This window comes from Nonomuraea sp. NPDC005501, from assembly GCF_040605905.1.
Lineage (GTDB): Bacteria > Actinomycetota > Actinomycetes > Streptosporangiales > Streptosporangiaceae > Nonomuraea.
The window spans coordinates 98,536-119,616 of sequence record NZ_JBEXDT010000009.1 but is presented as its reverse complement, the minus strand read 5'-3'; the positions used below and the strand labels follow the sequence as shown (position 1 = coordinate 119,616).

Genomic DNA, 21,081 nt, shown 5'->3' with positions numbered 1-21,081 from the left:
CTCGGGCGGCCAATGGCGGCCTGCCCGAGCTCCAGTTCCCCGGCCGGCCAGTCGGCGGATGGGCGGCCAGGAGCGCGCACCTCCAAGGGGCTCGCACACCGGCGCGGGTGCCGGGTCCGGTCGGTGATCCGGCGCCCGTGACCGTGCGGGTGGACCCTCTCCTCATCTCTTCCGACAGGAAGTACGCCTCCTTTTGCTTCCCTTGTCCCATTTGTCGCTAACTCAACATGCGGCAAAACCCCGATCACGTAGGCAGTCCCGCACGGCCGTTACGCTGGGCGGCAGGCCATCAGGTCGACAGGGGTGGGAACGCATGAACGCAGGCGATCGCCCGGCACGGCTGGCCGTGGGCGTGCTGGGGGCAGGAAAGGTGGGCTCCGCGCTCGGCGCCGCGCTCGCGCACGCCGGGCACCGGATCGTCGCCGCCAGCGGGGTCTCCGACACCTCGCAGCGCTGGGCCGCCGAGCGACTGGGGCTCACCCCGTCGCCGCCCGACGAGGTCGTCGCCGCCGGCGAGCTGATCCTGCTCACGGTGCCCGACGACACGCTGCCCGACCTCGTGGCCGGCCTCGCCCAGGCGGGCGTCGACCTGCGCGGCAAGCTGCTCGTCCACACCAGCGGCGCGTACGGGCTGTCCGTGCTGGAGCCGGCCTCCCGGGCCGGCGCGCTGCCGCTCGCGCTGCATCCCGTGATGACGTTCACCGGCCGCGACGACGACCTCAGCCGCATCACCGGCTGCTCGTTCGGCGTGACCGCGCCCGACACGCTCCGGCCCATCGCGGAGGCGCTGGTCATCGAGATGGGCGGCGAGCCCGTCTGGATCGCCGACGCGGACCGGCCCCTCTACCACGCGGCCCTGGCCGGAGCCGCCAACCACATGGTCACGCTCATCGCCGAGTCGTCGGAGCTGCTCGGCCGCATCGGCGTCGAGCACCCCGGCAGGATGCTCGGGCCGCTGCTCGGAGCGGCCCTCGACAACGTGCTCCGGCTCGGCATCTCCGGCCTGACCGGGCCGGTCGTGCGCGGCGACGCGGGCACCGTGCGCCGGCACGTCGACGCGCTCATCCTGGCGGCGCCCGAGGCCGCCGACGCCTACGTCGCGCTGGCCAGGCTCACCGCCGACCGCGCGCTCGCCGCCGGACTGCTGAAGCCCGAGGAGGCCGAGCGCCTGCTCGACGCGCTCGGAGGGAACATATGGACCTGATCGTCGCCAGGGACCGCCTCGACCTGGTCAAGGCCCGGAGCGACTGGGACGGCGGGGAGAGCGTGGCCCTGGTGCCGACCATGGGCGCGCTGCACGCGGGGCACCGCTCGCTCATCCGGGAGGCCAGGGCGAGGGCGGACCGGGTCGTGGTCAGCATCTTCGTCAATCCGCTCCAGTTCGGCCCTAACGAGGATTTTTCGCGTTATCCCCGTACATTCGATGCCGACCTGGAGGTGTGCCGGGCCGAGGGCGCCGCCGTGGTGTTCGCGCCGTCCGTCGAGTCCATGTACGACCCCGAGCGCCAGGTCGGGGTCTCGTCGGGGGCCATGGGCGAGGTCGTCGAGGGCGCCAGCCGGCCCGGTCACTTCGACGGCATGCTCACCGTCGTGCTCAAGCTGTTCAACCTCGTCCAGCCCGACCTCGCCGTCTTCGGGCAGAAGGACGCCCAGCAGCTCGCCCTCATCCGGCGGATGGTGCGCGACCTCGACGTGCCGGTCGAGATCGTGGGCGCGCCGACGGTCCGCGAGCCCGACGGCCTGGCTCTGTCCAGCCGCAACCGCTACCTGTCGGCCGTCGAGCGGGGCTCGGCGCTGGCCCTGTCCCGGGCGCTGCGGGCGGGCGCCGCCGAGACCGCGCCGTCGAAGGTGCTCGCGGCCGCGCGGGCCGTGCTCGGCGCCGCCGCCTCCGAGCTCGCGCTGGACTATGTCGTACTGGTGGACCCGGCCACGTTCACCCCCGTGGACGAGTCGTACACCGGCGAGGCCGTGCTCGCCGTGGCCGCCAAGGTCGGGAACACCCGCCTGATCGACAACGTGATTCTCACGCTCGACCCCCTTGAGGATCAGATCACCGACTCGTAGCGTCATGGGATGACCGACGACGAGCTACGGGACGAACTTCTACGCCGGACGCGCGTCGACCGGGAGGCGCGTGACCCCCGCCACGCCTCCGACCCCGGCTGGGCCGACCGGTGCGCCGCCGTGGACGAGGACAACACGGTGTGGCTCATGTCCGTGGTCAGCAGCCAGGGCTGGCCGCTGATCTCGCAGGTGGGCGAGGACGCCGCGCGGGCGGCCTGTCTCCTCGCCCAGCAGGCCGACGCCGCGCCCGAGTTGCAACGCCACTTCCGCGCAGCCATGGCCGACGCCGCCGGACGCGGCGAGGCCCTGCCCGGCCAGCTGGCCGGGCTGGAGGACCGGGTACGGGCGAACCGGCGGCCCTGACCGCCGCCCCCGGAAGGGGTACCCCCGTGGGCGGCGCATCGACGGGGAGGGGTTATCGTCATTCTGACGAAAGCACCTCGAACGAGGAGACCCCATGAGTACCCCGCCGATTCCCCTGCGGTTGACGGCTCCGGCTCCCGGTTGGGAGGTCGAGGCGGACGTGGTCGTCGTCGGCTCCGGCGTCGCCGGCCTCACCGTGGCCCTGCGCCACACCGAGCTCGACCCCGCCGCCAAGGTCCTCGTCGTCACCAAGGACGTCCTGTCCTCAGGCTCCACCCGGTGGGCGCAGGGTGGCATCGCGGCCGTGCTCGATCCCGCCGACACCCCCGAGGAGCACCTGAGCGACACCCTGCTGGCCGGCGTCGGCCTGTGCGACGCGCGCGCCGTCCGGACGCTCGTGACCGAGGGCCCCGGCGCGCTGCGGCGCCTGATGGGGCGCGGCGCGCGGTTCGACCGCACCCCGGACGGCGAGCTCCAGCTCACCCGCGAGGGCGGCCACCGGCGCGACCGCATCGTCCACGCGGGCGGCGACGCCACCGGCGCCGAGGTGCAGCGGGCCCTGGCCGAGGCGGTCCGGGCCGCCTCGATCGAGATCATCGAGCACGCCCTGGTGCTGGACCTGATCAAGGACGCGCGGGGGCGCGCCGCCGGGTTGACGTTGCACGTCATGGGCGAGGGCGCGCGCGACGGGGTGGGCGCTGTGCGGGCCCGGGCCGTGGTGCTGGCCACCGGCGGCATGGGCCAGGTGTACGCGGCCACGACGAACCCCGCCGTCTCCACGGGCGACGGCGTGGCGCTCGCGCTCCGGGCCGGGGCCGTCCTCCGCGACCTGGAGTTCGTCCAGTTCCACCCGACGGTGCTCTGGCTCGGCGAGGGCTCGACGGGCCAGCAGCCGCTGATCTCCGAGGCGGTGCGCGGGGAGGGGGCGTTCCTGGTCGACCACGAGGGCAACGCGTTCATGCGGGGCGTCCACGAGCTGGCCGACCTGGCGCCGCGCGACGTCGTCGCCAAGGCCATCACGCGGACGATGCGCGAGACGGGCCGCGACCACGTGTACCTGGACGGCCGGCACTTCGGCGTGGACAAGTGGGCCACGCGCTTCCCCACCATCTACGCGCTCTGCCGTGAGCACGGGATCGACCCGGCCACCGAGCTGATCCCCGTCGCCCCGGCGGCGCACTACGCCAGCGGCGGCGTCCGTACGGACCTGTCAGGCCGTACGTCCATCGAGGGTCTGTACGCGTGCGGCGAGGTGGCCTGCACGGGCGTGCACGGCGCGAACCGGCTGGCCTCCAACTCGCTGCTGGAGGGCCTGGTCTTCGCCGAGCGCATCGCCGAGGACGTCCACGCCGCCTCCCGCGCCCGCCGGACCGCCGCCGACCCGGCAGGGGGAAGCGGCGCCGACCCGGGCGGGCTGGTGGACCCGCGGGTGCGGGCGCGGATCCAGGCGCACATGAGCCGTGGCTCCGGCGTGCTGCGCGAGCGCGAGGCGCTGGCCGCCACGGCGCGGGCGCTGCGCGACGCCCGCTGGACCCCGATGCAGGTGGCTCCCTGCACCGAGTCGTGGGAGGCCACGAACCTGCTCACGGTCGCCACCGTGCTCACCGCCGCCGCCGCGGCCCGGCTGGAGACGCGCGGGTCCCACTGGCGTGAGGACTTCCCCGAGCGGGACGACGACGAATGGCTGGGCCACCTGGACGTGACCCTGACCGAGGAGGGCCTGAGGATGACGTACACCCCGCACGCCGACGGGCTGCCGCCGCGCCTGGCGCAGGAGCTGGGCGCCGCCGGGCTCGATCCCGCCGAGGTGGACGCGCTGATCGGCCGGGCGCTGGCCGAGGACCTCCAGGAGGCCGGCGACGTGACGAGCCTGGCGACGATCCCGGCGGGGGCCCGCGCCGTGGCCGACGTGGTGGCCCGCGCCGACGGCGTCGTGGCCGGCCTGGCCGCCGCCGAGGCCGTGTTCGTACGGCTGGGCGCCACCCGCGCGGAGCGGCGGGCCAAGGACGGCGAGCGGGTGCGCGCGGGCGACGTGCTGATGACCGTGGAGGGCTCGACGAGGGGCCTGCTGACGGCGGAGCGCACCGCGCTGAACCTGCTCACCCACCTGTCCGGGATCGCCACGCTCACCGCGAGGTGGGTGGAGGCGGTCAGCGGCACCCGGGCGCGCGTGCGTGACAGCCGCAAGACGCTGCCGGGCCTGCGCGCGCTGGAGAAGTACGCGGTGCGCTGCGGCGGCGGCGTCAACCACCGGATGTCCCTCTCGGACGCCGCCCTGATCAAGGACAACCACGTGGTGGCCGCGGGCGGGGTCGCCGAGGCGTTCCGTGCGGTCCGCGAGAGGTACCCGGACCTGCCGATCGAGGTGGAGGTGGACCGCCTGGACCAGCTCGGCCCCGTGCTGCAGGAGGGGGCCGAGGAGATCCTGCTGGACAACTTCACTGTCGAAGAGATCGCCATTGCCGTACAAATGGTTCAAAATCGTACGAGCATGGCCCAAAATCGGACGAGCGCGGAAAACCCGGCGAGAAGGAACGATCTGGTGAAGCTGGAGGCGAGCGGCGGCCTGACGTTGGATTCGGCGCGTCCTGTGGCCGAAACTGGCGTCGACTACCTTGCGGTGGGAGCGCTCACCCATTCGGCGCCGGCCCTGGACATCGCACTGGACCTACGGGGGTAAACGGATGCTGCTCACGATCGACGTCGGCAACACGCACACGGTGCTCGGTCTGTTCGAGGGCGATGAGGTCATCGAGCACTGGCGGCTCGCCACCGACGCGCGCCGCACCGCCGACGAGATCGCGGTCGTCCTGCAGGGGCTGCTCGCCCAGTCGCCCCTGCTGAAGGGCGCCGACGTGAGCGGCATCGCGATCTGCTCCACGGTCCCGAGCGTGCTCAACGAGATGCGCGAGATGTGCCGCCGCTACTACGGCGACGTGACCGCGGTGATCGTGGAGCCCGGAGTGCGCACGGGCGTGCCGGTGCGCATGGACAACCCCAAGGAGGTCGGCAGCGACCGCATCGTCAACGCGCTCGCGGCCATCGACCAGTACGGCGGCCCGTGCATCATCGTCGACTTCGGCACCGCGACCTCGTTCGACGCGGTGTCGGCCAAGGGCGAGTACGTGGGAGCCGTCACCGCCCCCGGCATCGAGATCTCCGTGGACGCGCTCGCGGCGGCCGGCGCCCAGCTCCACAAGGTCGAGCTGGTCCGCCCCCGGTCGGTCATCGCCAAGAACACCGTCGAGGCCCTGCAGGCCGGCATCATCTACGGCTTCGCCGGCCAGGTGGACGGCATCGTCGAGCGGATGGTCGCCGAGCTGGCCGACGACCCCGACGACGTGACCGTGGTCGCCACCGGCGGGCACGCGGCGCTCGTGGTCAGCGAGTCCCGCTCCATCGACGTGCACGAGCCCTGGCTGACGCTCATCGGCCTGCGGCTCATCTACAACCGCAACACGAGCTGACGCCCCCCGAACACGGACGAGCGGCCCCCGCTCGGGAAGGGGGCCGCTCGGGACGGTGGCGGGCGACGGCTACTCGCTCTCGGCGGTGTAGATGTACTCCCAGGGACCGCACTTCGTCGGGTACGAGCCGTGCTGGCCGGTCTGGCAGACCTTCACCCGCACGCTGGTGGCGTCCTCGGTCTCGAAGTGGAACCTCTTGTAGCCGGGGAAGCCGCAGTACTTCTTGCTGTAGACCTGGGACCACTCGTGGTCGAAGTCGCTCGCCTCGAACTTCACGTACGCGCACTTGCCGCCCTCGTCGTAGTCACGGTCGTCCAGGTCGAACAGCCGGCCCCGGACGTCGACGGAGTTGGACTCCTGCTCGTCGTCCCAGTCGACGCTGATCCGGCCGTCGGCCTTGGCGAGGTGCTGGCGCGAGAACACCGGGCCCCAGGAGTCGCTGTCGTAGTGGGCCGCCGAGGAAGCGGAGGACGCGGTCGCGGTGGTGGCACCGGCGGCCGTCGGCAGCGACAGCGCCAGGGCGGTGGTCGCAGCGGCGGCCAGGACACCGGTCGCGATCTGCTTGATCATGATCTCTCCTTGAGCTCTCTCCCTGGGCCGGCTCCCTGCCGAACCCCCTGAGCCCTTGGGTCATGGGTAACGCGGAGGTCTTGCGGGGGCGTTGCGATGACCCTGCAACGAACCGACGAGCCCTTGCAGTTCGCCATATCCCCTACTCTTTGATGCTGTGAGCGACGAACTTCCCGAGCAGATGCGCATCCGGAGGGAGAAGCTCGACCGCCTTCGCAGCGAAGGCGTCGACCCCTACCCGGTGAGCTTCCCGCGCACGGCGACCAACGCCGAGGTCAGAGCGACACACGAGGGCCTGGAGCCCGACACCGCGACCGGTGAGCAGGTCGCGGTCGCGGGCCGCGTCATGCTCAACCGGATCGGTGGGAAACTCTGCTTCGCCACGCTCCGCGACGGCACCGGCGACCTGCAGGTCATGATCTCCCTCGACCGGGTGGGCGAGGAGTCCCTGGCGGCCTGGAAGCGCGACGTCGACCTGGGCGACCACGTGGGCGTCATCGGCGAGGTCATCACCTCCCGGCGTGGTGAGCTGTCGATCATGGCCGAGAGCTGGCAGATCACCTCCAAGTGCCTGCGCCCGCTCCCGGAGAAGCACATCGGCCTCACCGACCCGGAGGCGCGGGTCCGCCAGCGCTACGTCGACCTCATCGTCAACGACGAGGCGCGGGAGATGGCCCGCATCCGCAGCGCCACCGTGCGCGCGGTGCGCGACTTCTGGCACGAGGAGGGCTACCTCGAGGTCGAGACGCCCATGCTCCAGCCGATCCACGGCGGCGCGACGGCCCGGCCGTTCAAGACCCACATCAACGCCTACGGCATGGAGCTCTACCTTCGCATCGCGATCGAGCTCTACCTCAAGCGGCTCGTCGTCGGCGGCATCGAGAAGGTCTTCGAGATCAACCGCAACTTCCGCAACGAGGGCGCGGACTCCACGCACAACCCCGAGTTCACCATGCTCGAGGCGTACGGCACCTACCTCGACTACAACGACATGGCCGACCTGACCCAGCGGATGTACCAGAAGGCCGTGGTCGCGGCGCTGGGCACCTCGGTGGTCGTGCACGACGGCGTCGAGGTGGACCTGGGCATCCCCGAGTGGCCGCGCGTCACGCTGTACGGCACCGTGTCGGAGGCGGTGGGCGAGGAGATCACCACCGAGACGCCGATCGAGCACCTGCGCGACCTGGCGGACAAGCACGACGTCCACCACGACCCCAAGTGGGGCCCCGGCAAGCTGGTCCAGGAGCTGTTCGAGGCGCTCGTGGAGCACACGCTCATCCAGCCGACGTTCGTCATGGACTACCCGCTGGAGACCTCGCCGCTGACCCGCCAGCACCGCGACAACCCGCTGCTGACGGAGAAGTGGGACCTCATCGGGTTCGGCACGGAGCTGGGCACCGCCTACTCCGAGCTCATCGACCCGGTCGAGCAGCGCCGGCGTCTGGTCGAGCAGTCGCTGCTGGCGGCGGGCGGCGACCCGGAGGCCATGCAGCTCGACGAGGACTTCCTGCAGGCTCTGGAGTACGCGATGCCGCCCACCGGCGGCATGGGCGCCGGCATCGACCGGATGATCATGGCGTTCACCGGCAAGAACATCCGCGAGACGATCCTCTTCCCGCTCGTCAAGCCGGCCCACTGAGCCCCGGCCGTGCCGCCGCACCCGTGGCGGCACGGCGAAGGGCCCTGAGAACGGGTCATGCGCAATTGCGGGATCGTGCCGGACTAAATGCGCCGGTGGGCGCCCGCGTCAGGATTCCCGGTGAGGGCCTGTAAGGGCCGCTGTGATCGCGCAGCGTGCCCCGAAGTGCCGACACTCGCCGAGTCCCCCACATACGACGGATCAAGTCAATGACGGCCGTCAAGTGCCACGGATATCGCGCTTGACGGCCTTTCCCGTATGCGTTTAACGTCTGCGGAGCGAACAGCTTTGCACGGGCCGACGACGACTCCGAGACTGCTGTTGGGGGGAGGGCTCCCGATGGATGTGCTCACCGATCAGGTTGAGCTTAGCCACGCCGATCTAGCCTTGCTGGCGGAGCTTGCCAGGGGAGTCACCGTCGATCGGGTGGGCAGGCGCCTCGACATCAGCGGGCGCACCGTGCGCCGCCGGCTGCGCGGCATCTGCGACCGCATCGGGGTCGCCACGGCCATCGAGGCAGTCGCCTGGGCCGCCCGCCGCCAGCTCATCTGAGCGGCCCGTCGAGATTCAGTCGGCGACGCGGACGGCGCCCACGAACGGCCGGTTGGCCAGCGACGCCACCCTGACGACGTCACCCGTGCGCGGCGCGTGGACCATCATGTTGCCGCCGATGTAGATGCCGACGTGGTGCAGGTCGCCGTAGAAGAAGACCAGGTCGCCGGGGCGCAGCTCGTCCCTGGAGATGTGCCGGCCGGCGGTCCACTGGCTGCCGGTGTAGTGCGGCAGCGAGATGCCGACCCGCTGGTAGGCGGCCATGACGAGGCCGGAGCAGTCGTACGAGCTCGGCCCCTCGGCACCCCAGACGTACGGCTTGAGCTGCTGTGTGAGCGCCCACCGGGCCGCCTCGGCGGCCTTGCCGGCGCCCGAGATCGGCAGGGCGACGCGGACGGCCGGCGTGCCCGGGCGGCCCGCCTCGCCGATCGCCCGCCTGAACAGGTTGCTCTCCACCTTGGCGACCAGCTTCACGATCTTGTCGCGCTTCGTGTCGAGGTCGGTGACGAGCTTCTCCACCTCGTCGATGTGGGCCTTCGCCTCGGACTGGGCCCGCTTGGCCGTCTCCATGGCCTTGACGACCTGGTTGACCTCGTCGCCGGCCTCCTGGGCCAGCGCGTAGGTGGTGGCGGCCCGGTTGAGGAACGCGCCGGGGTCGCCGTCGTCCATCAGGGCGATGGCGCGGCTGAAGCCGCCGGTCATGTACTCCTGCTGGGCCAGCAGCCTCGTCTTGGCGCGCTTGGCGTCGAGGTCGGCCTGGCTGGTCGCCAGGACCTTCCTGGCCTGCTCGGCGGTCTTGCGGGCGGTCTTGAGCTTCTCCCGCGAGCCGTTGTACTGCTCGCTGAGCGTCTCGATCTCGGTGTGCATCGCCTCGACCCGCTTGGACAGCTCCTTCAGGGAGGGCTCGGGGTCGGCGGCGGCGGACCCGGGCGGGAACGCGAACGCCAGCGCCACGACGGCGGCGCTCAGGACGGCGAAACGGCGCAGGAGCGCCTGTTTCGGAGGGCGGGCATCCAGGCCCGCTCTCGTCCTTCCGCGACGGCGCGTGCGCTTCACCGACCAGCTCCTCTCTTCGACGCCTACCGGGTTAGCTGACGGGTTCGGGCCGGAGCAGCCCTACCGAGCGTGATGCTCGGATTCACCCCATGTGGTGGCACTGAGAGCTCGCCACCGGCGGGTCCCCGGCTCCCCTGCGGGGATTGGGCGCGTCTCCGCGCGGGGGTCGCGCGGGTGACATCGTCGCTGGACATTAGTGCACCTCGGGTTCGTGCTCAACCAGAACTGCCAACTCTGTAGAGGTATCGCTACCGAAGGGTCACGAGTGGACGACGCGTCACCCGATGCCGGTCCGACTTTATGTCTACTTTGCCATGCCTTGAGCAGTACGTTGCCCGCAGGGAGCGCACGGTAGTGACATGTCGGATGCCGTAGGCGGAGCGGATTTTGGTACGAGCCGTAATGGGATCTGTACTCTGGATGCCCATGGAACAGGTCGCCGAAGTCACCGTGCCTGACACCGAGATCGTGGTGCGCCGCGCCCGCACGTCGGATGTCAGGACGATCAGGCGCCTGGTCGACACCTACGCCGGTGCCGGTCCTCGCCTTCTGGAGAAGGCCACGGTCACCCTGTACGAGGACGTGCAGGAGTTCTGGGTCGCCGAGCGCGGCGGCCAGGTCGTCGGCTGTGGCGCCCTCCATGTGCTCTGGGAGGATCTGGCCGAGATCCGGACCGTCGCCGTGGACCCCGCCTTCCGCGGGCTGGGCATCGGCCACCGGATCGTCGCCGCGCTGACCCGCACGGCGGTGGATCTAGGGCTCAGCCGGGTGTTCTGCCTGACGTTCGAGGTCGACTTCTTCGCCCGCCACGGGTTCCGCCCGATCCAGGGCACCCCGGTCTCCCCGGAGGTCTACGCCGAGCTGCTGGCCTCGTACGACGAGGGTGTGGCGGAGTTCCTCGACCTTGAGCACGTCAAGCCCAACACCCTGGGCAACACCCGCATGCTGCTCCATCTGACATCCGGTGACGCCGACCTTGACCGCTGAGAAAGGTGATTGTTGATACCTATGTCGATACGTTGGGCAGCACAGGCATGTGTCCTGACATGTGCTACATGCACTCTCGAAGCGAGGTGACACGGTGAGCACCGGACAGCCGCCGTATCCACAGGACGAATCCGGCGAGAACGCTGCCGGGAATCCCGAGTACGGACAACACACTCCGAACCGTCCCCACGGTGAGGCCGACCCCGACGCGACGGTGGTGGGTTACCGCGCCGAGGACTACGGTCAGCCCGGCTACGGCCAGCCCCAGCAGGGCTACGGCCAGCCCCAGCAGGGCTACGGCCAGCCCGGCCAGCCCGGCCAGCCGCAGTACGGCCAGCCGGGCTACGGGCAGCAGGGCCAGTCCCAGCCGGGCTACGGTCAGCCCCAGCAGGGCTACGGGCCCCAGGGTCAGTCGCAGCCCGGCTACGGCCAGCCCCAGCAGGGCTACGGCCAGCCGCAGCAGGGCTATGGGCAGCCCGGCCAGCCGCAGTACGGCCAGCAGCAGCCCTCCCAACCCGACTACGGGCAGCAGCAGTACGGCCAGCAGCCGCCCTCGGGCCAGCAGTACGGCCAGCCCGGCTACGCGCCCCCGCCGCAGCAGGGCTACCAGCAGCAGGGCTACGGCCAGCCAGGCCAGCAGCAGTACGGGCAGCAGCCGCCCTCCCAGCCCGGCTACGGCCAGCCCCAGCAGGGCTACGGGGCCCAGGGTCAGTCGCAGCCCGGCTACGGCCAGCCCCAGCAGGGCTACGGTCAGCAGGGCTACGGCCAGCCCGGTTACGGTGAGCCCGGGTACGGCCAGCCGCAGCAGGGCTACGGTCCGGGGCAGCAGTACGGCCAGCCCGGCTACGGCCAGCCGGGATACGGCCAGCCCTACGGCCAGCCGGTGGGCGTGCAGCCTCCGGGCGCCCCGGCGCCGCTCGCCGAGTGGTGGCAGCGGCTGGTGGCCCGGCTCATCGACGGGGTGATCTTCATCGTGGTGAGCCTGATCGTCTCGGGCATCTTCACGGCGATCTTCCTGGCCACCTACGACTGGTCGACCGGCTCGACGTCCGGCGTGTTCAGCGCGGCGGTGGTCGGTGCCCTGATCGCCATCATCCTGACCGCCCTGTACGTCGGCTACGAATTCCTCATGACCAAGATGAGGGGGCAGACCCTTGGCAAGATGGCCATGGGCATCAAGATCGCTCCTGTCGGCGGCCCCGTGCCGCAGGCCGGCGTGCCCACCGACGTCGCGCTCAAGCGGGCCGCCGTGACGTGGGGCGGTTGCATCGCCGCCATCCTCCCGATCTCGATCTCGGCGTTCATCGGCTGGCTTCTGGTGGCCGTGAACGGCGCGTCGCAACTCTGGGACAAGCCGCTGCAGCAGACGTTCGCCGACAAGGTGGCCGGCACCGTGGTGGTCAAGATCAAGTAATCGCGAACCACAGCAGAGGCCGGCTCCGTGCCGGCCTCTGTTTTGTACCCGGGTACGTGAGGGACCGGGCCGTGGCAATATGAGGCCACGAGTTCGGCGCCGAGGTGGGTTATGGCGGGTGCGCGGCCGGGCGGGACGCCCGCTGAATGGTGGGAACGGCTTGCCGCGCGCCTCATTGAGGGCCTCGTGTTCGGGGTGTTCTATTACATTCTGTTCATCGTCCTATGGGCTGCCTTCCGGACTGTCGGCGTGTCCGAGGCGACGGCCGGCCGCCTGCCCGGGGTGGCGGCCTGGTTCCTGGCCGGGCTGGGATATACCGCCTATGAGTGGGTGGCTCTTTCCGGCGCCGGCCGGACGTTCGGCAAGGCGATCATGAAGATTCGGGTGACGCCGCGCGACCTTCCACGGGCCGCACTGCTGAAACGCGCCCTGGTGTATCCCGGCCCGGTCATGCTGATGGGTATTCCGCTGGTCAATCTGCTGGGCGGAATCTACGTGTTCGCCGTGGGGATGATCATCTTGATCGACAAGCCACTGCAGCGTGGGCCGCATGACCGGCCGGCCGGAACGTTCGTCGTCAAAGATCTTCGTTGAGGGTTCGTACCTGCGGCGATGCCATTCAGCAAAATTTTCCTTGATCCGGTAAGGAGCCTGGAGAGACTGGCATTAGGCTATGGGGCAACCAGGGCGGCCCGATGTCGGTGGCCCTGTCAGGCGTGGAGCGCTCGCGTACCGCTATGGTCGTGAGCGGATGCCTGAGACCTGGAGCGGCATGAGGCCCGCTCATGCTCCCCGCGCCCGTGGTGCATAAAGGGAGCCCCCTGAAACCCCCGTCCGCTGTGGAGGCGAGGACGAATGCAAGCCGTTACAGACGTATTGTCGGCGCTCATCCCCCCGGTGGTGGTCGGCGGCGCCTTCATCTTTGGCGTCGTGAAGTTGGTGCGGTCGGAGGCGGCCGGGCGCAGGTCAAACCGGCCGGATGAGGCCGAGAACGGCAACTGATCCACACTGAGCGGCTAGTCAGCCGAATCTCCGCACCTCTGAATTGTCTTAGCGCCTTTCCGGGTATATGTTTGGGCCAGCGAATGAAACAATGCTCCGGGAAAGGATTGCGTAGATGGCCAAGCAGATCCAGGAGATTCTCATCGATGACCTCGATGGGGGCGAGGCCAATGAGACGGTCAGCTTCGCCATTGACGGCTCCTCCTATGAGATTGACCTCAGCGACCTGAACGCCAAGAAGCTCCGGGACGCCCTCTCGCCTTTCGTTCAGCACGCTCGCCGGTCAGGCGCCGTGTCGACGCGGCGGCGCGGGCGCGGCGGCCAGCGGGCGATGAGCCGCGAGAAGAGCTCGGAGATCCGTCAGTGGGCGAAGGCTCATGGCCTGCCGGTCAGTGAGCGTGGCCGTATCGCCTCCACCGTCGTCGAGCAGTACGAGCGGGCCCACTGAGCGACCGCGGACCATGCGCTTATGGCGCTCGCCCAGGACCCCGGCGAACGCCATAAGCGCATGATCATTTCTGTGCTTCTCAAATACTGGACGCCCCGCGCCCTTATGGATCTTGGTATCGCCGGGTGAGCCGGTATTTGGGGCCTGACCCCCGTTCTCCTTCCCGTCGCCGAATGCCGCCGGCGTAAGCCCTTTTGCCCGGGCGCTCTCCGGACGCTGTTTCTTCGCCGTGGCCCGTCCCATCCGCCCGGGCCGTCCTCCCGCGCAAATCCCGCCCGCCCGCCCGGCCGCCTGGTGACAGGCCCGGCGGGCGGTCTTCCGGCCCTCGGTAACCGGGCTGACCAGACCATGGATTTCACCGCCGGCAGGCCTGTTCATGAACGATTGGCGGGCCTTTGACGCGGCACGTAGGATGTTGACGCAGGGGTTTCGGACACGGCTCACGTCATGTGCGGGCGACGGCCACTCCCGGGCCGGTTACCACACGGCGTCCGGCGTCGTCCGATGACAAGGTGATCGGACGACCGTCCGCGCGGATCCATCCCCTGCAGGAGCGGCGAATTGGAGTCGCTTCCCCGAGTCCCCTAAACATCGTTCGCTTGCGGCGTATCGGGAACATGTCACCCCCGAACGGTAGTTGGATAGAGGGTGAACGCCCTGCTCTCGGGGAACGTCTCTGCTATAGAGCGTGTCAGCGGCAGTGGGCACGGTTCGCCGAGCCAGGGCTAGCATGCGGGATGACGGGACCGGACTAAACCGGCCTGACTGACCGCTCTGTGAGGAGCGACGAGATGTTCGAGAGGTTCACCGACCGAGCGAGGCGGGTTGTCGTCCTGGCGCAAGAAGAAGCCAGGATGCTCAACCACAACTACATCGGCACTGAGCACATTCTTCTTGGTTTGATCCACGAAGGAGAAGGCGTAGCCGCCAAGGCTCTGGAGAGCCTGGGCATCAGCCTTGAAGGAGTGCGCCAGCAGGTCGAGGAGATCATCGGCCAGGGCCAGTCGGCTCCGTCGGGGCACATTCCGTTCACCCCGCGGGCCAAGAAGGTTCTTGAGCTGTCGCTCCGTGAGGCTCTGCAGCTGGGCCACAACTACATCGGCACCGAGCACATCCTGCTCGGGCTCATCCGCGAGGGTGAGGGTGTGGCGGCTCAGGTGCTGGTCAAGCTTGGAGCCGATCTCAACCGTGTCAGGCAGCAGGTCATCCAGTTGCTCCACGGCTACCAGGGCAAGGAGCCGGCCGCCGCGGGCGGCCCGCAGGAGTCGGCCCCGTCGACCTCCCTGGTGCTCGACCAGTTCGGCCGCAACCTGACCCAGGCCGCCCGCGAGGGCAAGCTGGATCCGGTCATCGGCCGTGAGAAGGAGATCGAGCGGGTCATGCAGGTCCTCTCCCGGAGGACCAAGAACAACCCCGTTCTCATCGGCGAGCCCGGCGTCGGCAAGACCGCCGTCGTCGAGGGCCTGTCGCAGAAGATCGTCAGGGGCGAGGTGCCCGAGACGCTGAAGGACAAGCAGCTCTACACGCTTGACCTCGGCGCCCTGGTCGCCGGCTCGCGCTACCGCGGTGACTTCGAGGAGCGCCTGAAGAAGGTGCTCAAGGAGATCCGCACGCGCGGCGACATCATCCTGTTCATCGACGAGCTGCACACGCTCGTGGGTGCGGGCGCCGCCGAGGGCGCGATCGACGCCGCCAGCATCCTCAAGCCGATGCTGGCCCGCGGCGAGCTGCAGACCATCGGTGCCACGACCCTCGACGAGTACCGCAAGTACCTCGAGAAGGACGCGGCGCTGGAGCGGCGCTTCCAGCCGATCCAGGTGGCCGAGCCCTCGCTCAGCCACACGATCGAGATCCTCAAGGGTCTGCGCGACCGCTACGAGGCGCACCACCGGGTGTCCATCACCGATGGCGCGCTGGTGGCCGCCGCGCAGCTGGCCGACCGCTACATCAGCGACCGCTACCTTCCCGACAAGGCGATCGACCTCATCGACGAGGCCGGCTCGCGGATGCGCATCCGCCGGATGACCGCTCCGCCGGACCTGCGCGAGTACGACGAGAAGATCGCCAACGTCCGCCGCGACAAGGAGTCCGCGATCGACGCGCAGGACTTCGAGAAGGCGGCTGCCCTCCGCGACCAGGAGAAGCAGCTCCAGCTCAAGCGTGAGCGGCGCGAGAAGGAGTGGAAGGCCGGCGACATGGACGTCGTCGCCGAGGTCACCGAGGAGCTCATCGCCGAGGTCCTCGCCACGGCCACCGGCATCCCGGTCTTCAAGCTGACCGAGGAGGAGTCGCAGCGCCTGCTCCGCATGGAGGACGAGCTCCACAAGCGGATCATCGGCCAGGACGACGCCATCAAGGGCCTGTCGCGGTCCATCCGGCGTACCCGCGCCGGTCTGAAGGACCCGCGGCGTCCCGGCGGCTCGTTCATCTTCGCCGGTCCGTCCGGCGTCGGTAAGACCGAGCTGTCCAAGGCTCTGGCGGAGTTCCTGTTCGGCGACGAGGACGCGCTGATCAGCCTGGACATGTCGGAGTTCATGGAGAAGCACACCGTCTCGCGGCTGTTCGGCTCGCCTCCCGGCTACGTCGGGTACGAGGAGGGCGGTCAGCTCACCGAGAAGGTGCGGCGCAAGCCGTTCTCCGTGGTCCTGTTCGACGAGATCGAGAAGGCCCACCCCGACATCTTCAACTCGCTGCTGCAGATCCTGGAGGACGGTCGCCTGACCGACGCCCAGGGCCGCGTGGTGGACTTCAAGAACACGGTCATCATCATGACCACCAACCTCGGCACCCGGGACATCTCCAAGGGCATCGGGGTCGGGTTCGCCAAGTCCAACGACACCGAGTCCAACTACGAGCGGATGAAGGGCAAGGTCCAGGAGGAGCTCAAGCAGCACTTCCGGCCCGAGTTCCTCAACCGTGTCGACGACATCGTGGTCTTCCACCAGCTGACGCCGCTCGAGATCATCCAGATCGTGGATCTGATGCTCGCGCAGGTCGAGGCCCGGCTGAAGGACCGCGACATGGGGCTCGAGGTCTCGCCCGAGGCCAAGCAGCTGCTGGCCGACCGCGGTTACGACCCGGTCATGGGCGCCCGTCCGCTGCGGCGCACCATCCAGCGCGAGCTGGAGGACTCGCTGTCGGAGAAGATCCTGTACGGCGAGCTCCGTCCGGGGCAGGTCATCAAGGTGGCCATCGAGGGCGAGGGCGACAACGCGAAGTTCACCTTCGTGGGTGAGAACGCGCCGGCCCACGTTCCGGACTCGGCCGCGGCGATCGCCGGTTCGATCCAGAACTGACGCCCCCAGGGGCGCACCGAAGCCCCCGTGTGACTCGCTCACACGGGGGCTTCTCCTTTTCCCGGCCGTCTCCCGGTCGGCTGCCCCCTTTCCGGCTGTCTCCTTCTCCGGCCGTCTCTGGCGGTGTCTCTGACGGAGGCTCGCGCGGCGGCCGGCTCTGCGGACCCTGTCCCGCCGGTCAGGCGCGGCGCCCGGAGCTGCGGCGTGGCCGTTTCACGGCTCGTTGCGGAATTGTTGGCCCGAAAGTGTGCCCGCGACGCCGAGTAGTACTACTGTGTGTAGAGCAGCACCAAGTCCCCCCCAAGTAAGCCGCAAGATCGTTTGCCTAGGGTGGGACTGCTCCCTGGGGAGTACGAGGCAGTCAACCCAGGGCGGACGCGCGCGTCATCCGGAGCAGGCATGCTCGGCAGGGTCCGCGCGCCCCCTGACCGGGTGATGCCAACGATCAATGCCAAGCCGTGGAGGAAACCGATGCGCCTGCGTCACGACGACGGAACGCTCGTGCACCTCGCCTACAACGCGGGCGTCCACCCCGCCGAGGACCTGGAGAACCTGATCGCCCACCTGACCCGCTACGCGGTGCCGGTGCGCAAGCGGTTGGGCGTCGAGCGGATGGGCATCGGTCTGTGGCTGTCGCCGAGCGTGGCGGACCACCTCACGGCCGACCGCATCGAGCTCGTACGGCTGCGCCGCTCCCTGGAGGAGCGCGGCCTGGAGGTCGTGAGCCTGAACGGAACGGGCGGCCGCAACCAGGAGGTCCCCGGCCCCGACTGGGCCAAGCCCGAGCGCTACCGCTACACGATGGCGCTGGCCAAGATCCTCGCCTTCCTGCTGCCGGAGGACGTCCGGTTCGGCAGCATCTCCACCATCCCGATCGGCTGGCGGCGCGACTGGCCGGCCGACCTGCACTCCATCGCCACGCGCCGCCTGGAGCGGCTGGCCCGCGAGCTGCGCGGCATCTACAGCGTCACCGGCAAGACCATCCGCGTCGGCTTCGAGCCGTGGCCGGGCTGCGTCCTGGAGACGACCGAGCAGGCGCTGGAGCGGGTGTGCGGCATCGACTCCGAGCACCTGGGAGTCTGCCTCGACGCCTGCCACCTGGCCTGCGGCTCCGAGGAGGCCGGAGCGGCGCTGCGCGGCCTGGCCGCCGCCGGGGCGCCGGTGGTCAAGCTCGGGCACGTGCACAACCACACGGGTGAGACGTCCAGCACGGGCGCGGTCCTGCACGACACGCTCACGGCCATGCTGTCGGGCGCGGTCAGCGGCAGCGCCCACATCGAGGTGGAGACCCACAACCTCGCGGTCCCCGGCCGCGCCAAGGGCCCCGGCGCGCTGGTGTCGATGCTGGCGCAGGAGCTCGACTGGGCCCGCACGAACCTCACTGGCCTGGGCCTCCAGCTCGCCGCCTGACGTCGCGGCTCGCCGCGAGGACGTCAGCGCGAGGACGTCAGAGGGAGGACGTCAGAGGGAGCCGAACCAGCCCGGCATGTCCAGGCGGAACATGTCGGGCGGCGTGACCTTACGCAGGTCCGCCTCCAGCGCCCGCAGGCGCTCCTCTCCCAACTCGGCGGCCCATCGCGCCCGCAGGTCGGCGAAGATGCGCGCCGAGCGGGCGAGGACGTCCACCCCGTACGGCGTGAGACGGATGATCTTGCGCCGGGTGTCGTCCGGGTCCACGGTGCGCTCCACGTAGCCGACGCGTTCGAGCGTCTCGACGGTCTTGCCCGCGGCCTGCTTGGAGACGCCGAGGAGACGGCCGAGCTCCACGGCGGTGGTGCCGCCGGCGCCGATGGCCTGCAGGACGAACCCGTGCAGGGGCCGGGCATGCGGATGCCCCTGCCTGGCCAGCTCGGCGTGCAGCTCGTCGATGAGCACCCTGAAGCCCAGCAGCAGGCGCAGGGGGAGCTCGAAGCCCGGGACATCACTTGACACGATAGACAACCTGGTTAACTATATGGACAACGACATTGTCTATCTTAGTGGAGTGACCGATGGCTGTCATTCGTGACGCGCAGGCCCGCCGATCCGAGACGCCGGGCGGCGTGATGACCACGCTGGCCTCCCCCACGCAGGGCGACGCCACGCGGTCGATCTGGCGCGTGGACGCCAAGCCGGGCGCCGAGGGACCGGTGCACGACTTCGACGTCGAGCAGGTGTGGACGTGGCTGTCCGGGACGGCGACGGTGGAGCTGGGGGAGGAGACGTTCACCGTGGAGGCCGGGGACACGGTGGTGATGCCGCCGCACACGCGTCGGCGGGTCCTGGCCGGCGCCGCCGAGGGCTATGCCGCGATCGTCACGGCGGCGGCCGGCGCCCGCGCCATCACAGCCGACGGCGCCGACTTCGGCGTCCCCCCGTGGATCGCCTGAGCCCCGGCCCGTTCGTACGCCTGAGCCCCTGCCCGTTCCGTACGCCTGAGCGCCGCCCCCGTTCCGTACGCGTGCGCGCCCGGCCTTCCCGTACGCCTGGGCCCCTGTGCGTGGCCGCCTGGGACGCCCCCCCCGATCCGCCGGCGGGACGGGGAGGTCAGGTGTGGGGGAGGCGGTAGGTGCCGTCGTCGAGGTGCTCGGCCAGGCCGTCGGCGATGAGGCCGTCCAGGGCGCGTTCGCGCTGCACCGCGTCGTCCCACACCACGTCCAGCGCCTCCTTCGGAACCGGGCCGTGCGCCGCGCGCAGCACCGCGAGCAGGCGGCCCCGGCACTGCCGGTCCGTGCCCGCGTACGTCTGCCCCTTGCGGGCCGGCCCCGCGTGCGGCGGCTTGCCGGTCAGCCGCCAGGCGCAGACCTGCGTGATCGGGCAGTCGGCGCAGCGGGGGCCGCGGGCCGTGCACACCAGCGCCCCCAGCTCCATGACCGCCACCCCCCACCGGGCCGCCCCCAGCTCGGGCAGGAGTGACTCGGCCAGCCGCCGCTCGGCCGCCGACGTGGCCACCGGCGGGTACTCCTCGCCCCGCACGGCCCGGGCGAACACGCGGCGTACGTTGGTGTCCAGGACCGCGTGGCGGCCCCCGTACGCGAAGCTGGCGACCGCGGCGGCGGTGTACTCGCCGATGCCCGGCAGTGACAGCAGCGTGGCGTGGTCGGACGGCACCTCGCCGCCGTGCTCCTCGGTGATGGCGCGGGCGCAGGCGTGCAGCCGCAGCGCACGGCGCGGGTAGCCGAGCCTGCCCCAGTGGCGCACGGCCTCGCCCGGTGGCTCGGCGGCCAGGGCCTCGGGGGTGGGCCAGCGCTCCATCCACTCGTGCCAGATCGGCAGCACGCGTACGACCGGGGTCTGCTGGAGCATGATCTCGCTGACGAGCACGCCCCAGGGGGTGGCGTCGGCGGCGCGCCACGGGAGATCCCGGGCGTTGGACTCGTACCATTCCAGAATGGGTACGTGCAGGAGGTTCGGCTCAACCACGCGCCCCAGCGTATGCCGAGACTGAACCCATCGGCGTGTCGTCACGCTTCGTAGCCGTACCATTACCATGCTGTGTGCATGGACCCGGAAACGATGCGTGGCGACGGCGGCGACGGTGGCGGTGACGTCTACTGGCGGCGGCGGATGAGCGTGCTCATCGCGGTGCTGGTGGTCGTCGCCGTGGTGGCATGGGCGTGCTCCAGCGGCTCCAGCGGGCCGCAGCGCACTTCCAGCGCCGAGTCCTCCGCGAGCGCCTCGCCTTCAGTCGACCCCCTGCTGGCCGGATTGCGCACCCTCGCGCTCGGCACGGCCACCCCGACACCCCAGCCGAGTCCCGGCATGACCACCCCGTCGGCGTCAGCGGCGGCGGGGGCGGGGGCGAACAAGCCGGACCGGCCGGGACAGCTGTGCGCCGAGGGCGACCTGGTGCTGAGCCTGCAGGGCAAGCAGGACGTCTACACCGGTAGCGCGTGGCCCAACTTCCTGGTCACGCTGGTCAACACCGGCCCCGCCATGTGCCGCGCCGACGTGGGGCCGCGCGCCCTGGAGATCCGCATCACCTCGGGCGAGGACCGCATCTGGTCCACGGCCGACTGCGTGAGCGGGCCCGCCGCCGAGGTGCGGGAGCTGGAGCGCGGCATCCCGTACGTCCGCACCCTCGACTGGGACCGGCGTCGCTCCAGCGAGGACTGCCGGACCACGCCGGCCGCGGCCTTGCCGGGCACGTACGTGGCGGTGGCGCGCATGGGGAAGCTGCGAAGCCCCAAGGGGGTCTTCCACCTCAGGTGACCGAAGGCGGGGTCGCGAAGGCGGGATCTCCA

At 70.3% G+C, this 21,081-nt stretch carries 19 protein-coding genes and 1 riboswitch; of the genes, 15 read left to right on the top strand and 4 right to left on the bottom strand.

The window, feature by feature from the left end; all coding sequences use genetic code 11:
- The first annotated feature begins 313 nt into the window (after positions 1 to 313).
- The 5 genes from ABZS51_RS08080 (at position 314) to ABZS51_RS08060 (ending at position 5,894) form a co-directional block, all read left to right on the top strand.
- Positions 314 to 1,204, top strand: a complete 891-nt coding sequence (locus ABZS51_RS08080; RefSeq protein ID WP_355437630.1) for a DUF2520 domain-containing protein — start codon at positions 314 to 316, stop codon at positions 1,202 to 1,204.
- Complete coding sequence (gene panC / locus ABZS51_RS08075) at positions 1,195 to 2,064, top strand: pantoate--beta-alanine ligase (RefSeq protein WP_355437628.1); 870 nt, start codon at positions 1,195 to 1,197, stop codon at positions 2,062 to 2,064. The genes ABZS51_RS08080 and panC overlap by 10 nt, the downstream gene beginning before the upstream one ends.
- A gap of 9 nt (positions 2,065 to 2,073) precedes the next feature.
- Positions 2,074 to 2,427 carry a hypothetical protein gene (locus ABZS51_RS08070; RefSeq protein ID WP_355437626.1) on the top strand — a complete coding sequence of 118 codons (354 nt, stop codon included), beginning with the start codon at positions 2,074 to 2,076 and terminating at the stop codon, positions 2,425 to 2,427.
- 94 nt (positions 2,428 to 2,521) lie between these two features.
- Entirely contained in the window at positions 2,522 to 5,107 is a 2,586-nt protein-coding gene (locus tag ABZS51_RS08065; RefSeq protein ID WP_355437624.1) for an L-aspartate oxidase, read from the top strand.
- A 4-nt stretch (positions 5,108 to 5,111) separates the two neighbouring features.
- Positions 5,112 to 5,894: a type III pantothenate kinase gene (locus ABZS51_RS08060; RefSeq protein ID WP_310708050.1), complete on the top strand. Its 783-nt coding sequence runs from the start codon at positions 5,112 to 5,114 to the stop codon at positions 5,892 to 5,894.
- Between the two features lie 69 nt (positions 5,895 to 5,963).
- On the opposite strand, the gene ABZS51_RS08055 is transcribed toward ABZS51_RS08060, so the two are convergent.
- Entirely contained in the window at positions 5,964 to 6,464 is a 501-nt protein-coding gene (locus ABZS51_RS08055; RefSeq protein ID WP_355437622.1) for a hypothetical protein, read from the bottom strand.
- A 157-nt stretch (positions 6,465 to 6,621) separates the two neighbouring features.
- Between ABZS51_RS08055 and lysX the strand changes: the two genes are divergently transcribed.
- A complete protein-coding gene (gene lysX / locus ABZS51_RS08050; RefSeq protein ID WP_355437620.1) occupies positions 6,622 to 8,103 on the top strand; it encodes a bifunctional lysylphosphatidylglycerol synthetase/lysine--tRNA ligase LysX in 1,482 nt (493 codons plus the stop codon).
- A 339-nt stretch (positions 8,104 to 8,442) separates the two neighbouring features.
- Positions 8,443 to 8,655, top strand: a complete 213-nt coding sequence (locus ABZS51_RS08045) for a LuxR C-terminal-related transcriptional regulator (protein WP_310708054.1) — start codon at positions 8,443 to 8,445, stop codon at positions 8,653 to 8,655.
- Positions 8,656 to 8,670: 15 nt separating this feature from the next.
- On the opposite strand, the gene ABZS51_RS08040 is transcribed toward ABZS51_RS08045, so the two are convergent.
- Positions 8,671 to 9,711 carry an NlpC/P60 family protein gene (locus ABZS51_RS08040; protein WP_355437617.1) on the bottom strand — a complete coding sequence of 347 codons (1,041 nt, stop codon included), beginning with the start codon at positions 9,709 to 9,711 and terminating at the stop codon, positions 8,671 to 8,673.
- A gap of 5 nt (positions 9,712 to 9,716) precedes the next feature.
- A riboswitch (cyclic di-AMP (ydaO/yuaA leader) is annotated at positions 9,717 to 9,871 on the bottom strand.
- A gap of 266 nt (positions 9,872 to 10,137) precedes the next feature.
- Between ABZS51_RS08040 and ABZS51_RS08035 the strand changes: the two genes are divergently transcribed.
- From ABZS51_RS08035 to ABZS51_RS08010, 6 genes are all read left to right on the top strand, one after another.
- The gene (locus ABZS51_RS08035) at positions 10,138 to 10,698 is read left to right on the top strand and encodes an amino-acid N-acetyltransferase (protein WP_355437615.1); all 561 of its coding nucleotides are present in this window, start codon (positions 10,138 to 10,140) and stop codon (positions 10,696 to 10,698) included.
- Positions 10,699 to 10,792: 94 nt separating this feature from the next.
- Positions 10,793 to 12,112, top strand: coding sequence for an RDD family protein (locus tag ABZS51_RS08030; RefSeq protein WP_355437613.1), 1,320 nt, complete (start codon positions 10,793 to 10,795; stop codon positions 12,110 to 12,112).
- A 111-nt stretch (positions 12,113 to 12,223) separates the two neighbouring features.
- The gene (locus ABZS51_RS08025; RefSeq protein ID WP_355437611.1) at positions 12,224 to 12,706 is read left to right on the top strand and encodes an RDD family protein; all 483 of its coding nucleotides are present in this window, start codon (positions 12,224 to 12,226) and stop codon (positions 12,704 to 12,706) included.
- Positions 12,707 to 13,229: 523 nt separating this feature from the next.
- Entirely contained in the window at positions 13,230 to 13,562 is a 333-nt protein-coding gene (locus ABZS51_RS08020) for an Lsr2 family protein (RefSeq protein ID WP_310708059.1), read from the top strand.
- Positions 13,563 to 14,353: 791 nt separating this feature from the next.
- Positions 14,354 to 16,858, top strand: coding sequence for an ATP-dependent Clp protease ATP-binding subunit (locus ABZS51_RS08015; RefSeq protein WP_355437609.1), 2,505 nt, complete (start codon positions 14,354 to 14,356; stop codon positions 16,856 to 16,858).
- Between the two features lie 471 nt (positions 16,859 to 17,329).
- Entirely contained in the window at positions 17,330 to 18,268 is a 939-nt protein-coding gene (locus ABZS51_RS08010; protein ID WP_355437607.1) for a TIM barrel protein, read from the top strand.
- 51 nt (positions 18,269 to 18,319) lie between these two features.
- Here ABZS51_RS08010 and ABZS51_RS08005 read toward each other — a convergent pair whose 3' ends face one another.
- Complete coding sequence (locus tag ABZS51_RS08005) at positions 18,320 to 18,790, bottom strand: MarR family winged helix-turn-helix transcriptional regulator (RefSeq protein WP_355437605.1); 471 nt, start codon at positions 18,788 to 18,790, stop codon at positions 18,320 to 18,322.
- A 59-nt stretch (positions 18,791 to 18,849) separates the two neighbouring features.
- Here ABZS51_RS08005 and ABZS51_RS08000 point away from each other — a divergent pair, with 59 nt between their 5' ends.
- Positions 18,850 to 19,227 (top strand): cupin domain-containing protein, encoded by a 378-nt coding sequence (locus ABZS51_RS08000; protein ID WP_355437603.1) that lies wholly within the window; start codon positions 18,850 to 18,852, stop codon positions 19,225 to 19,227.
- Between the two features lie 157 nt (positions 19,228 to 19,384).
- Here ABZS51_RS08000 and ABZS51_RS07995 read toward each other — a convergent pair whose 3' ends face one another.
- Positions 19,385 to 20,260, bottom strand: coding sequence for an A/G-specific adenine glycosylase (locus tag ABZS51_RS07995; protein WP_355437601.1), 876 nt, complete (start codon positions 20,258 to 20,260; stop codon positions 19,385 to 19,387).
- Between the two features lie 78 nt (positions 20,261 to 20,338).
- Between ABZS51_RS07995 and ABZS51_RS07990 the strand changes: the two genes are divergently transcribed.
- A complete protein-coding gene (locus ABZS51_RS07990) occupies positions 20,339 to 21,049 on the top strand; it encodes a hypothetical protein (protein WP_310708065.1) in 711 nt (236 codons plus the stop codon).
- Positions 21,050 to 21,081: the final 32 nt, after the last annotated feature.

Excerpts from the sequence above, each read along its gene's own strand:
- ABZS51_RS08080 (WP_355437630.1), top strand. The coding sequence starts at position 314 with ATGAACGCAGGCGATCGCCCGGCACGGCTGGCCGTGGGCGTGCTGGGG.
- panC (WP_355437628.1), top strand. The coding sequence starts at position 1,195 with ATGGACCTGATCGTCGCCAGGGACCGCCTCGACCTGGTCAAGGCCCGG.
- ABZS51_RS08070 (WP_355437626.1), top strand. The coding sequence starts at position 2,074 with ATGACCGACGACGAGCTACGGGACGAACTTCTACGCCGGACGCGCGTC.
- ABZS51_RS08065 (WP_355437624.1), top strand. The coding sequence starts at position 2,522 with ATGAGTACCCCGCCGATTCCCCTGCGGTTGACGGCTCCGGCTCCCGGT.
- ABZS51_RS08060 (WP_310708050.1), top strand. The coding sequence starts at position 5,112 with ATGCTGCTCACGATCGACGTCGGCAACACGCACACGGTGCTCGGTCTG.
- ABZS51_RS08055 (WP_355437622.1), bottom strand. The coding sequence starts at position 6,464 with ATGATCAAGCAGATCGCGACCGGTGTCCTGGCCGCCGCTGCGACCACC.
- ABZS51_RS08045 (WP_310708054.1), top strand. The coding sequence starts at position 8,443 with ATGGATGTGCTCACCGATCAGGTTGAGCTTAGCCACGCCGATCTAGCC.
- ABZS51_RS08035 (WP_355437615.1), top strand. The coding sequence starts at position 10,138 with ATGGAACAGGTCGCCGAAGTCACCGTGCCTGACACCGAGATCGTGGTG.
- ABZS51_RS08025 (WP_355437611.1), top strand. The coding sequence starts at position 12,224 with ATGGCGGGTGCGCGGCCGGGCGGGACGCCCGCTGAATGGTGGGAACGG.
- ABZS51_RS08020 (WP_310708059.1), top strand. The coding sequence starts at position 13,230 with ATGGCCAAGCAGATCCAGGAGATTCTCATCGATGACCTCGATGGGGGC.
- ABZS51_RS08015 (WP_355437609.1), top strand. The coding sequence starts at position 14,354 with ATGTTCGAGAGGTTCACCGACCGAGCGAGGCGGGTTGTCGTCCTGGCG.
- ABZS51_RS08010 (WP_355437607.1), top strand. The coding sequence starts at position 17,330 with ATGCGCCTGCGTCACGACGACGGAACGCTCGTGCACCTCGCCTACAAC.
- ABZS51_RS08000 (WP_355437603.1), top strand. The coding sequence starts at position 18,850 with ATGGCTGTCATTCGTGACGCGCAGGCCCGCCGATCCGAGACGCCGGGC.
- ABZS51_RS07990 (WP_310708065.1), top strand. The coding sequence starts at position 20,339 with ATGGACCCGGAAACGATGCGTGGCGACGGCGGCGACGGTGGCGGTGAC.